At 68.7% G+C, this 12,418-nt stretch carries 11 protein-coding genes; 3 read left to right on the top strand and 8 right to left on the bottom strand.

The window, feature by feature from the left end; all coding sequences use genetic code 11:
* The coding region (locus tag EHS43_RS47030) for a hypothetical protein (RefSeq protein WP_221740717.1) at positions 1 to 194 on the top strand (194 nt) is incomplete at its 5' end.
* 56 nt (positions 195 to 250) lie between these two features.
* On the opposite strand, the gene EHS43_RS05320 is transcribed toward EHS43_RS47030, so the two are convergent.
* The 3 genes from EHS43_RS05320 to EHS43_RS05310 all read right to left on the bottom strand — a co-directional run bounded on the left by EHS43_RS05320 (position 251) and on the right by EHS43_RS05310 (position 4,653).
* Positions 251 to 1,090, bottom strand: a complete 840-nt coding sequence (locus EHS43_RS05320; protein ID WP_221740716.1) for a PRD domain-containing protein — start codon at positions 1,088 to 1,090, stop codon at positions 251 to 253.
* A gap of 88 nt (positions 1,091 to 1,178) precedes the next feature.
* On the bottom strand, positions 1,179 to 2,630 hold the full coding sequence (locus EHS43_RS05315; RefSeq protein ID WP_125189359.1) for a glycoside hydrolase family 1 protein: 1,452 nt from the start codon (positions 2,628 to 2,630) through the stop codon (positions 1,179 to 1,181).
* Positions 2,617 to 4,653: a beta-glucoside-specific PTS transporter subunit IIABC gene (locus tag EHS43_RS05310; protein WP_221740715.1), complete on the bottom strand. Its 2,037-nt coding sequence runs from the start codon at positions 4,651 to 4,653 to the stop codon at positions 2,617 to 2,619. Before EHS43_RS05310 ends, EHS43_RS05315 begins: the two co-directional genes overlap by 14 nt.
* Positions 4,654 to 5,317: 664 nt before the next feature.
* Here EHS43_RS05310 and EHS43_RS05305 point away from each other — a divergent pair.
* The gene (locus EHS43_RS05305; protein ID WP_079658482.1) at positions 5,318 to 5,575 is read left to right on the top strand and encodes an HPr family phosphocarrier protein; all 258 of its coding nucleotides are present in this window, start codon (positions 5,318 to 5,320) and stop codon (positions 5,573 to 5,575) included.
* A gap of 15 nt (positions 5,576 to 5,590) precedes the next feature.
* On the top strand, positions 5,591 to 7,267 hold the full coding sequence (locus EHS43_RS05300; protein ID WP_221740714.1) for a phosphoenolpyruvate--protein phosphotransferase: 1,677 nt from the start codon (positions 5,591 to 5,593) through the stop codon (positions 7,265 to 7,267).
* A 420-nt stretch (positions 7,268 to 7,687) separates the two neighbouring features.
* On the opposite strand, the gene EHS43_RS05295 is transcribed toward EHS43_RS05300, so the two are convergent.
* From EHS43_RS05295 to EHS43_RS05275, 5 genes are read right to left on the bottom strand one after another with little or no spacing between them, the layout of a single operon-like run.
* The gene (locus EHS43_RS05295; RefSeq protein WP_125189356.1) at positions 7,688 to 8,704 is read right to left on the bottom strand and encodes a branched-chain amino acid ABC transporter permease; all 1,017 of its coding nucleotides are present in this window, start codon (positions 8,702 to 8,704) and stop codon (positions 7,688 to 7,690) included.
* Complete coding sequence (locus tag EHS43_RS05290; RefSeq protein WP_125189355.1) at positions 8,701 to 9,573, bottom strand: branched-chain amino acid ABC transporter permease; 873 nt, start codon at positions 9,571 to 9,573, stop codon at positions 8,701 to 8,703. The genes EHS43_RS05295 and EHS43_RS05290 overlap by 4 nt, the downstream gene beginning before the upstream one ends.
* Positions 9,570 to 10,298 carry an ABC transporter ATP-binding protein gene (locus EHS43_RS05285; RefSeq protein ID WP_125189354.1) on the bottom strand — a complete coding sequence of 243 codons (729 nt, stop codon included), beginning with the start codon at positions 10,296 to 10,298 and terminating at the stop codon, positions 9,570 to 9,572. The genes EHS43_RS05290 and EHS43_RS05285 overlap by 4 nt, the downstream gene beginning before the upstream one ends.
* Positions 10,295 to 11,023 (bottom strand): ABC transporter ATP-binding protein, encoded by a 729-nt coding sequence (locus EHS43_RS05280; RefSeq protein ID WP_125189353.1) that lies wholly within the window; start codon positions 11,021 to 11,023, stop codon positions 10,295 to 10,297. The genes EHS43_RS05285 and EHS43_RS05280 overlap by 4 nt, the downstream gene beginning before the upstream one ends.
* The gene (locus tag EHS43_RS05275; RefSeq protein WP_185806114.1) at positions 11,020 to 12,342 is read right to left on the bottom strand and encodes an ABC transporter substrate-binding protein; all 1,323 of its coding nucleotides are present in this window, start codon (positions 12,340 to 12,342) and stop codon (positions 11,020 to 11,022) included. Before EHS43_RS05275 ends, EHS43_RS05280 begins: the two co-directional genes overlap by 4 nt.
* Between the last annotated feature and the right edge of the window lie 76 nt (positions 12,343 to 12,418).

The following is a 12,418-nucleotide window of genomic DNA, read 5'->3' as shown; positions in this document are numbered from 1 at the left end:
ACACGGTCAGTACGGCCGTGCAGATGGTCACGGACGCACGCCAGTTGGCCGCGGCGCGTGCGACGTGCAGTGCCGCCGATCTACCGTCGGACTTGTTCCGAAGCCTCTGGGAAGCGGAGCAGGGCTTTCTCAATGCCATCCGCGGAGAACTGGGTCTGCAGCCAATGCCGCGCGTCCCAAACGTAGGCGGGTGAGTGCCCGGAAACCCGTTCACATGCCAAGTCGCCTCAAGGGTGGGGCGGGGGCTTTCCTACTCTGGTGCCACTCGGGCGATGTGGAGTGCCAGGTAGGCGATCTCCTCGTTGGGCGGTTCCGCGCCGTAGGTCTGCCGCACATACGTGGCGATGCGGCCGGCCGCGTCCACCGCACGCGGGTATCGGCCCGCGAGCTGGGTGTAGAGGAAGTCGTCGGTGCTGGTAAGGAGTTTTCCGCTGAACAGCCGCTCAGCGAAGTACTGCAGGTGGCTGATGAACCGGGCTTTGTGCAGATCGTCCTCGTCGAACCGGGCCGAGGTGGTGTGGGTGACGATCTGCAGCACCGAGTTCAGCAGCTGAACGACGCGCATCGGGTCGGCCTGCTCGGCTCCTGTGTCCGCGTTGACCAAGTGGAACGCGACGTTGGCCGCTTCGTCCTCGGGCAGCTGAACCCCCAATCGTTCCCACAGGAGTTCGACACTGCGTACCCCGATCGTCCACTGTGCGGGGTAGAGCGTGCGCATCTCCCATGTGAAGCGGTTGGCGACCCGCAGTCCCTGTCTGGTCCGTTCGGCTGCGAAATGGAGGTGGTCTGTGAGGGCCAGGTAGATGTGCGGGTCGAGGTCGAGTCCTTCGTCTGCGGCCAGCGCGACGATCTCCCGGGTGAGTTCGATGTAGCCGGGCGGTATCGCGGCCAGGAGCTCGGTGAGGTGCTGGCGGTCGTCGTCCGGTAGGGGGACGAAGATGCGGTCGGGGGCGTTGGGCGGTACCGTGTCGCCCGGTTTGTGCCCGAAGCCGATGCCCTTGCCGAGCAGTACCCGCTCCACCCCGGTGTCGTCCTCCACGAGGACGACGCTGGAGTTGAGTACCTTCTTGATGGTCTGGCGAGACGACACTGTCTGCATCCTCAACGGGGTGAAAGCGGGTGGGGCGGCCTTACCCGCACTGGAACGGTCGGCACGGGCAGGGTGGGGACCGTCGGGTTCAGGTCAGGTCCGTTCCGTTCGTGGCGATGACCTTGCGGTACCAGTCGAAGGAGTCCTTGCGGTAGCGGTTGAGGCTGCCGTTGCCCTCGTCGTCCTGGTCAACGTAGATGAACCCGTAGCGCTTCGACATCTGTGACGTGGACGAGCTGATCACGTCGATCGGCGCCCAGCTGGTGTATCCCATCAGGTCCACGCCTTCGTCGACGGCCTGGATCATCTGCGCGAAGTGGGCCCGGAAGTAATCGATGCGGTAGGGGTCGTGCACCTTTCCGTCTGCTGTCAGCTCATCCCGCATGCCGAGGCCGTTCTCGACGATGAACAGCGGGAGGTGGTAGCGGTCGTAGAGGGAGATCAGCGCGATCCGCAGGCCGACCGGGTCGATCTGCCAGCCCCACTCGGTGGAGTCGAGGTAGGGGTTCTTCACGCCGAGGATGGTGTTGCCGGGGGTGCGCTCGGCGTCGGGGCTGACGGATTCCGTCGAGGAGTTGTAGTAGGAGAAGGAGATGAAGTCCGCGGTGTGCGTGGCCAGCAGTTCCTCGTCGCTGTCCTGGAAGGGGATGGTCACCCCCTTGCTTTGCAGGGCGCGCAGGGCCAGCCTTGGATAGGAGCCGTCGGCCTGCACGTCCGTGCACAGGTAGAGCAGACGCTCCTTGAGCTGGGTGGCGGCGACGTCTTCGGGCCGGCAGGTGTTCGGATACGTCAGGAGCATGGTGAGCATGCAGCCCATGCGGGCGTCCGGGACCATCTCGCGCAGGAGTGCGGTGACGCGGGCACCGGCCACGAACTGGTGGTGCAGGGCCGTGTAGCAGGCCTGGTCGAGGCTGCCCTCGACGGTGTCCGGGATGATGCCGCCCGAGGTGAACGGGTGGCGCAGGATGCCGTCGATCTCGTTGAACGTGAGCCACCACTTCACGTACGCGCCGAACTCCGCGAAACAGACCCGGGCGAAGCGCTCGAACAGCTCGATCGTGGAGCGCTCGACCCAGCAGTTGTTCTTCAGCGCCAGGTGCAGCGGCGGGTCGTAGTGGGAGAGGGTGACGAGCGGTTCGATGCCGAGGCGGCGCATCTCCTGGAACATCGCCCGGTAGTGGTCTATGCCGGCTTGCAGCGGTTCCGTTTCCTCCCCGGTCGGAAACAGCCGGGTCCAGGAGATCGAGACGCGCAGCGTCTTGAATCCCATCTCGGCGAAGAGAGCCAGATCCTCGGGGTAGCGGTGGTAGAAGTCGATGCCGCGCCGCTTGGGGTAGCGGGAGTCGTCGGTGTCGGCGATCGCCTTCTCGACGCTGTCCCGGGTCCAGGTGTGGAAGGCGGCGTACTCGGTGGGAGACAGGTGCGGCTTGTAGGCGGCTACGTCGGACACGGCGGGACCTCGGCCGTCCTTGCTCCAGGCGCCCTCGACCTGGTTGGCGGCCACGGCGCCGCCCCAGAGGAAGTTGTCAGGCAGCGGCATCGGAGAGTTCCTTCTTGCGGAGGGTGGCGAGCGGGCCGTCTGTCCCGACCGGGCCGTCGGCGATGTCGGAGAGCGGGTGGTCGGCGGAGTTGAGGACCACGACCGGCGTGGTCAGTACGTAGCCTGCGGCCTTGAGCGCCTCGATGTCCACGTCCACGACGAGCTGGCCCGCGGTGACGGCGTCGCCCTGGGCGACATACGCGGTGAAGTGCTCACCGGCCAGCTTCACCGTGTCGATCCCGATGTGGACCAGGATCTCGGCGCCTGACGGTGTGGTGATGCCGATGGCGTGCTTGGAGGGGAGCAGCGAGGTGACGGTGCCGTCCACGGGCGCGACGAACCGGCCGGAGGTCGGCTCGATCGCCACTCCCGCACCGAGCACTCCCGAGCTGAACACCTGGTCTCCGACCTCGGAGAGCGGAACCACGACGCCGCTGACCGGAGTGATCAGCAGTTCGCCGGCGCCCGGCGCCCCGGCGGACACGGACTCGGGACCTGCCTGACGGGTCTTTTCGGCGACGGCCGCGGACGTGGAGTCCTTCCAGGTCAGCGCGGAGATGGCGAAGGCGACCCCAAAGGCCACCAGCAGGCCTACGACCGCATTGACGATGTTGGACGGATCGTCGGCGTTGACGAACATCGACATGCTCGCCAGACCAGGGCCGACCACGGCGTAGGAGGAGACGTGGGTGATGCCGACATAGGCGCCCCCGCTGAACGCCCCGGCGACCACCGCTACCAGGGTCCGCTTGTTCTGCAGGGTCACGCCGTAGAGAGCGGGCTCGGTGATGCCGAACAGCGCTGAGACGCCGGCAGAGAGGGAGGTGGCGCGCAGTTCCTGCTTCTTGGTGCGCAGGGCGATGGCCAGGGTCGCACCCGCTTCACTCATGTTGTGCGCCAGCGAGGCCGGGTTGTAGAGACTCTCGGAGCCGGTCGCGGTCATGGTGTTGATCGTCGGAGGAATGAACGCCTTGTGCATGCCGACCGAGATCACGAAGGGAAGCAGTGCGGCGAGCAGTGCGACCGCGACCCAGCCGAGCGTTGAGTGCATCCACAGCATCGCCGAGGTGAGCTGAGTGCCCATGCCGTAACCCAGGGGGCCCAGCGCCAGCATCGTCACCGGCACGACGATCAGGAAGCACATCATCGGTACGAAGAACACCCGGATCGGCCCCGGCGTGTACTTGTTCAAGAACCGCTCGACGATCGCGAGGAACAGAACGGCGAGAATTGCGGGGAACACCTGCGCGTTGTAAGGCACGTTCGTCACAGGGATCCCGAACATCGAGATTCCACCCTCTCGCGTGATCAGCTCGGTGAATCCGGGATGCAGCAGCACTCCGACGGTGCCCAGCGCGACCGGCCGGTTCACGTTGAGTTTCCGCGCCGTCGTGTAGGCGACGAAGAGTGGCAGGAAAGTGAAGACCGCTGTCGGAATGGCTGCGAAGAGGAGGTAGGTCGGATCGGTGTCCGACACCCAGTGGATCGTTGTCAGCAGAAGCAGCAGTGACTTCAGTACGCCCGCGCCGGCGATGGCCGGGACCACCGGGGTGAAGACGCTCACCACGAAGTCCATCACCGTGCCGCCCAGGCGCTTCCAGGTCCAGGGCGTCTTGGCGGTGGGCACCGCCCCACCATCCCCGTCACGGTCACCGAGCAGCCTGCTCAAGGCGTTGTGGAAGTCGATGACCTTGCTGCCGACGACGACCTGCGTCTGCGGCGGGCCGGTCACGACCCCCACCACACCCGGGATGGCCCGCAGGCGTTGTGCGTCCACTTTCGCGTCGTCCGCCAGGGTGAAGCGCAGCCGGGTCGAGCAGTGCTGCAGGGCGGCGACGTTCTGCGCGCCGCCCAGGGCGTCGAGAACCGCTTTCGCGCTCCCGTTCACGTCCATACCAATACTCCTTGCGCCTGTGGCCCGGTACGCGACTGATCTGGGAGGCAGAGTGTTTTCGGGCAACAAAAAAGGACCCGGCGGCAAACGCGTTCGGTTACGCGTTTTCCGCTCGGATCCTGCCTGCATGACCAGTCACATGTCCTGGCGACAGGTTGCAGGAAGGTGACAGAGGTGTCAATAGAGCGGGAAGAAACAAGGCGGCACGTTTCGCGTCAGGTCGTCGAGGGTGCCGGCGAACAGCGCGTCAAGGCCCGCGCGGGGCACGCGAGTTGTTCCTTCCACGGCCGTGACCGCCGGACCTGGCCGACGCCGGCAAGACGCTGGCCATGCCGGCAGGTGGGCGTTCCGCGCGCAGCGAGGCCCCGGGTGACGTGGTCTGCGTCACAGTTGCGTGTGGCGGGTGTCCCGCTTTACCTTGGCTGCCGCCCCAGCGGGTCATCGCCGGTCGGACGGGCGGGTTTCTCCAGTAGCGCTTCGACCTCCTTGTGAGCGGTCTAGCGGACGGACCGCTCACAGGTACAGGTCGACGCGGCGCAATTCATCACTGTCCTGTGGTACTTCTTCGTCCGATCTCCCAACGGCCGCAAGCGCAAGGGCGATCGCACCGGCAGAGCACCGCCACGCGCACCGTCCGACCTCAGCCTGACGAGCCGCTCCCGGCTGCAGGTCCTGGAGTTCCGTCCGGGAGAGCCGCTCACCGAGGGCGAGGTCGCCCCCCTCATCTGCACGTCGTCCGGATGCTCGTCGAGTGCCGGAACCGGCAGGCCAACACGTCTCGAAAGGGTCCGATATGCCCTCCCGCACTGTGACCGTCGGTTCCGCCGTCGGACTGCACGCCCGTCCTGCCGCACTCATCGCGGCAGCGGTGAGCGAGTACGACGCCGGCATCACACTCGCCAAGCCGGGCGAGGAAGCGGTTGACGCCTCCTCGGCGCTGCTGATCATGACCCTTGGCGCCCAGCGGGGGGACACCGTAGAGGTGGCCGGTGAGGATCCGGCGGCGATCGATGTGATCGCCGACCTGATCGCACGCGACCTGGATGCCTGAGGAGCGATGATGACCATGACGTCGAACATCCTCAGCGGCACGCCTGTGGTGCCCGGTGTCGTCTACGGCCCGGCGGCGCGGATCACCAACGAGATTGCCCTCAGTGCCGTTGACGCCTACCGCCGCCGCCCGCCGGGCGACCCCGAAGAACTCCTCCTCGCGTACGACAGTGCGGTGGCGCGGGTGGCCGAGTCGCTGCACGCCCGCTCCGCCAACGCCTCCGGGAGCGCGGCCGAGGTCCTCGTTGCGACCGCCGGACTCGTCCGGGACAAGGGCCTGCGTCACGCTGTACACAAGCGGCTCGAGGCGCGCGAGCCGCTGCTGACCGCGGTCTCCGGGGCCGTGGAGGAGTTCACCGTCCTCTTCACCAAGATGGGCGGCCTCATGGCCGAACGGGTCACCGACCTGGAGGACATCGAGCGGCGGATCACCGCGCGGATCGTGGGGGTGGCGGAGCCGGGGCTCGTGCTCCCGGCCGAACCGAGCGTCCTCGTTGCCGAGGATCTGGCGCCGGCCGACACGGCCGGTCTGGACCCTGGGCGCATTCTCGCCCTGGTCACCGAGAGGGGCGGCCCCACCAGCCACACCGCCATCATCGCCCGGCAGCTGGGGCTTCCCTGCATCGTCGCAGCGTCCGGCGTCACCTCTGTCCCGGACGGCACACGGCTCTTGGTCGACGGCACGTCAGGAACCATCGAGTCCGAGCCCGACGCGACCCACGCGAACCGGCGGGTCGCGCAGGGCCGCGCGTGGCGTGAGCGGCTGGCGACCTGGTGCGGCCCCGCGAGAACTGGCGACGGGGCGCCGGTAAAGCTGCTCGCCAACGTGGCCGACGGCCGGTCAGCCCGCGCCGCGGCCCCGACGCCCGTTGAGGGTGTCGGGCTGTTCAGGACCGAGCTCTGCTTCCTCAGCCGCGAAACCGAGCCCGACGTCGAGATACAGGCGGCGATCTACGCCGAGGTGCTCGCCGCGTTCGACACGGGACGCACCGTGGTGATCCGCACCCTCGACGCGGGTTCCGACAAGCCCATCCCCTACGCCACGTCGGCAGGCGAGGACAACCCCGCCCTCGGCGTCAGGGGATTGCGCCTCTCGTTCGGCAACCCAGGCCTCCTGGAGCGGCAGTTGGACGCCGTCGCTCTCGCCGCCGCGATGACAGGGACCTCCCCTTGGGTGATGGCGCCCATGGTCGCGACCGTCGACGAGGCGGCCGGCTTCGCAGCCGAGGTCCGCTCCCGTGGACTCACCGCCGGCATCATGGTCGAGACACCCGCGGCGGCACTTCTGGCCGACCGGATCCTCGACGTCGTCGACTTCGTCTCCATCGGCACCAACGACCTCACTCAGTACGCCATGGCCGCCGATCGCCTGGCCGCGGACCTCGCGCACCTCACCGACCCCTGGCAGCCGGCAGTCCTGAGCTTGGTGGCGATGACGGCCGAAGCCGGCCGGCGGCTCGGCAAGCCTGTGGGGGTGTGCGGTGAAGCTGCCGCCGACCCCCTCCTCGCCTGCGTCCTCGTCGGCCTGGGCGTCACCTCTCTGTCCATGGCACCCGCGGCCGTACCGTCCGTCGGCGTCCAAGCGGAGAGCGTGACCGCCGAGCAGTGCCGGGCGGCGGCCGAGAACGTCATGAGGGCCGTCGATCCGCAGGAAGCGCGCGAACTCGCCCGCGCGGTCCTCATGCCGGCGTGACCGCGGACCCGGGCAGGGCGAGAGCCGGCTGCCCTGGTCCGCCGGTCTTCCAGGAACGTGTGCGGACGCGCGTTGCCCGCGGATCACCCATCCCGGGTCCTGGCCGGCCGCTTGTCATGGGCTGCCCTGACCACGACGCCCTCGATGCCGACCGTGCCCCGGACCGGGTCCGGCCGACCCACGCGGTCGCCCGGTCGGTCGGTCGTGGACGGGCACACGGGGAACGGGGCGGCGAGCACTGCGCGGGCGAAGAGGTCCTCCCACCCGATTCCCGCGGCCTCAAGCACGTCGAAATCGATCAACTGGGCGGGCGGACAGCCGCAGCCCGGACGGCGCTGCGACGGCGCGGTTTCGAAAGTTCACCGAAGCGGCGGTACGACGAGCTCTCCGTCGAGCACGAGGGCCTACGCCTAGGCCGACCTATGACCGGACCGTATGGCGCACCGGGAAGACGGCGAAGCCCGTGCGGTGGGCCAGCGTCCCCCACAACCCCCGCGGCAGATACAGGGAGACCACGATCGCGGCCGCGCCCACCACGATCAGGTACCAGACGCCGCTCTGGGCGAAGTACTTGTCGAGGAGGAAGTACGCGATTGCGCCGATGACCGGGCCCTCGATCGTGCCGATGCCGCCGATGATCACCATGAAGACCATCAGGGCCGAGTACTGCACCCCGAAGATCTGCGTCGGTGACGCCACCCCCAGGCTGTTCACGCAGATCACCGCACCGGCGGCGGCACAGCCGGCGGCCGCGGTGATGTAGATGGTCCGCTTGCCCCGGGTGACGTTCACGCCGAGGGAACCGGCGGCGGTGTCGTCGTCGCGGATGGCCTGCAGGCTCAGGCCGAGGCGGCTGCGCAGGACGGCGTAGGTGCCGAGCACGGCCGCGGCCATGACGGCGAGCGCCAGCCAGTAGGTGAAGGCGCGCCGCAGCACCGGATCGGTGGTGACGTCCGAGAGGGTGCGTCCACTTGCAGCGCCCAGGGAGTCGAAGCGGACCACGATCAGGCGGACGACCTCGGCGATCACCCAGGTGCCGACGGCGAAGTAGCCGCCGCGCAGGCGGAAGGCGAGGTAGGACACCGGCCAGGCGAGCAGAGCCACCGCGGCGGAGACGACGAGCGTGCCGGCGTAGACGTTCACGCCGTGGTCGTTGACGACGAACAGCAGGTAGGCGCCCATGCCGATGAACGCCTGCTGGCCCATCGACATCATGCCCGCGTACCCCGCGAGCAGGTTCCACATGGAGGCCAGGGCCACCAGGTAGCAGAGCTTGACCAGTTGGGCCGTCACCCCCGACTCGACGACGTAGGGGAGGGCCACCATCGTCAGGAGGACGACGGCCGTTCCTGCCAGGCCCAGGACGGTCGCGCGGCCACCCCGGTGTACGGCCGGCAGTGCGGTCGCCTCGGGGGCGGGGGCTGTCTGGACGGTCATGCGAGGACACTCCTGCCGAACAGGCCCTGCGGGCGGAACACCAGGACCAGGAGGAAGACCACGTGCCCCGCGAGCAGGGGAAGGTCCGGGGAGATCTGGGCGCCGACGGACTGCGCCACACCGAGCACCACGCCACCCGCGAGCGTGCCCCACAGGGAGCCGAGGCCGCCGATGATGACCGTCTCGAAGGCGAACAGGACGGTGAGCTGACCCTCGAAGGGGGTGACTCCGCCCTGCCGCATCGTGTAAAGGACACCGGCCAGGGCCACCGTCGCGAAGGCGATGACCGACGTCAGGGCGTACACGCGGCGGTTGTCGACGCCCATGAGGCGGACCACCGCGCGGTCGTCGGACGTGGCCCGGACTATGCGGCCGGGCTGCGTGCGGAAGAGGAAGAGGTGGAGGGAGGAGAGGACCGCCACCGCCGCGCCCACCGTGATCAGGGGGAACCAGCCGATGGCCAGGCCGGCGCCGAGGTCGATGCTCGCGGTGCCGAGCGAGCCGATGGGCAGGGGCTGCGCGTCGCTGCTGAACACCTGGACCAGGACGTTCGGGATGATCACCGAGATACCGAAGGTGACCAGCATCGGGGCGAGTTCGCCGAGGCCCATCGCCCGGTCCAGCAGGGAGCGTTGGACCAGGTAGCCGAGCCCGCCCACCGCGATCATCGACACCACGACGGTGACGGGGACCGGGACGCCGTAGTGGGCAGCGGTCACCGAGGCCACGTAACCGCCGAGGATCATCAGGTCCCCGTGGGCGAGGTTGGCGATCCGCATCACGCCGAAGACGAGGGACAGTCCCGCGGCGGCCATGGCGAAGATGCCGCCGAGCAGGACGCCCTGCAGGATTGCGTTGAGCCAGTTCATGGGGTCTTCACCTCCGGGAAGGCACCGGTGCCGAAGTACGCGGCGGTCACCTCGTCGCGGGTCAGTCCGGCCGCTTGGCCGGTCAGCACGATCCGGCCCTCCAGGACACACGCGATGCGGTCCGCCACGGCGAACGTGCGGTTCAGGTCCTGCTCGACCAGGATCACGGTCGCGCCCTCGGCGCGGATACCGGGCAGCGCCGTGTAGAGCTGGTCCACGACGAGCGGGGCCAGGCCCAGGGAGACCTCGTCGAGCAGCAGCAGACGCGGATTGCCCATCAGGGCGCGGCCGATGGCGACGGCCTGCTGCTCACCGCCGGAGAGTCGGGCCGCCTTGCGGGTACGGCGGTCGGCGACGAGCGGCATCGCCTCGTACACCTTGGCCAGGTTCCAGGGGCCCTTGCGCCCGGTGGCTGCGCCCACCTGGAGGTTCTCCTCCACGGTGAGCGACGGGAAGAGCCGGCGGCCCTCCGGGACCAGACAGACACCCTTGCGGGCCCGGCGGATGTCCGGCTCGGCGGTGACGTCCTCACCGGCCAGGCCGACGGTGCCGCGGAAGGGCTTCAGGGCTCCCGCGATGGTTTTCAACAGGGTTGATTTTCCTGCTCCGTTGGCGCCGACGAGGGCGAGCAGCTCACCCTCGGCCACGTCGAGGTCGATGCCGAACAGGGCCTGGAAGTCGCCGTATCCGGCATCGACGGAGTCGACTCGCAGCAGCGTGCTCATGCCGCCGTACCTCCCAGATAGACCTCCGCGACCTCGTCGCTGGCCAGTACCTCGTGCGGGTCGCCGTCGACGCGGATCCGGCCGTAGGCGAGGCAGACGAGCCGGTCGACGACCTGGACCAGGGCCTTGACGACATGCTCGATCCACAGGATCGTCACGCCGGACTCCTTCAGGGACAGCACGGTGGCGACGAGTTCCTCCGCCTCGGCCTCGGTGAGGCCGCCCGCGATCTCGTCGAGGAGGAGCAGGTCGGGGCTGGTGGCGAGCGCCCGCGCCAGCTCCAGCCGTTTGCGGCCGAGGAGGGGCAGGGAACCGGCGGGCTTGTTGGCGAGGTGGAGCAGCCCGGCGGTCTCCAGCGCGCGCAGGGCCTGCTCGCGGGCGGAGGCGCCGCGCAGCCGGGCTCCCCGCTCGGCGCCGACCAGGGCGTTCTCGAACACGGTCAGGTCGCCGAAGGGGCGCGGTATCTGGAAGGAGCGGCCGACGCCGAGCCGGCATCGCTGCGCCGCGGAGGTGCGGGTGACATCGCGGCCCGCCAGCCGCACGGAACCCGCAGTCGCGCGCTCGACGCCCGAGATCGCACTGAGCAGGGTCGACTTGCCCGCGCCGTTCGGGCCGACGATGCCGACGGCCTGCCCCCGGGGTATGGTCAGCCCGACGTCCTCCAGGACCCGCAACTCCCCGAAGTGCACGGCGAGATGGTCCACTTCGAGCAGGGGGCCGGTCACAGTTCCGCCGCATCGGCGTCGGGCTTGACCTCGGGCAGCAAGCTGTTGCTGATGACCTTCAGTTCGTACGCCTCACCGCTGCCCTTGACCCACTGGGTGCCGACCATGGGGATGGTGGCGACGTTCTTGACCGGGTTGGCCGCACCGCCGCCGGTCCAGGAGAGGTGGCCGAGGACGGTGTCGAGGCTGGTCTTCGCGATCTGGGCGGCGACGGCCTCGCGGTCCTTGGGGTTGGTGTTGCGCAGGACGTGGTTGGCGACCTCGAACAGGGCGTGGTTGGGGCCGAGCCCCTGGTTCCACGAACGGCCCTTGGACAGCGGGGACTTCTCGTAGTCGTCGGCGAGCGCGGTGGCCGTCTGACCGGTGATCGTGGAGGTGAACGGGAACTGCGGCACCCACCAGCTCGCCGTGCACAGGCCGTTGCCGAGGTTGTTCGGCAGGGAGGCCACCGTCGACTCGAAGAGGATGGCCTTGGAGATGGTGGCGACCTTGGGCTTGAAGTTCTGCTGCGCGGCCTGGGTCCAGAACGTCGCGAAGTCGGGCGGCGAGGGCACGCCGGCGAGGATCTCGACACCCTCCTTCTTGAAGTCCGCGATGATCGACGAGAAGTCCTTGGTGCCGGGCTCGTAGGAACCGGGGTCGACGAAGGTGAAGCCCTTGGTCGGGGGCTGCGCGCGGTAACCGGTGGTCTTGTCGCGGAAGGCGTTGCCGTCGGAGTCGTTGGGCCACAGCACGCCGACCTTCTTGTTGGTGGCGTGCTGCCGCCACATGTCGCTCTCGACCCTGGCCACGTGCTCGATGCCGTCGAAGAAGTGGAACGTGTACGTGAAGGTCTTCTTCGGGGTGCCGCCGCGTCCGAAGAACCAGGCCTGCCAGGGCTCGATGGTCGAGACGCAGGGCACGCCCTCGCTCTCGCACTTGGCCGCCACCGGGTGGATCGTGTCCGGCGTCGCGGTGACGAGGACCAGGTCGACCTGCTGCTGGGAGATCAGCTCGTCCGCGATGGTGGCCGCCTGCTGGGGGTCCGAGCCGGTGTCGCGGTCCAGGATCTTCACGTCGTAGTTCTTGCCGTCGTGGGTGATCCCCTTGGCGAAGAAGGCACGCACCTGCTGGAGGATGTATGCGTCGGACTCGGCGAAGGCCGCGTAGGCGCCGGTGCGCGGGCTGACGTAGCCGATCTTGATGGTGTCGCCGGTCGAGGTGCCCGAGCCCTTGAGGCCGGAGGAACAGGCGGAGAGGATCGGGGAGGCCGCCACGGCAGTGGCTCCGAGGCCTCTGAGGACGCTGCGGCGGGAGGGCTTGATCGCGGGGTGTTTCATTGCGGGCTCCGGAAGGCCTTGAGCCGCGGGTCGCGGACTGCGGCGGCTGGAGGATGTGGCCGCGAACGTAGGCCCG

The sequence above is a fragment of the Streptomyces sp. RP5T genome (assembly GCF_003933965.1).
Taxonomy (GTDB): domain Bacteria; phylum Actinomycetota; class Actinomycetes; order Streptomycetales; family Streptomycetaceae; genus Streptomyces.
The sequence above is the reverse complement of the archived record's forward strand: the minus strand, read 5'-3'. Positions and strand labels throughout refer to the sequence as shown.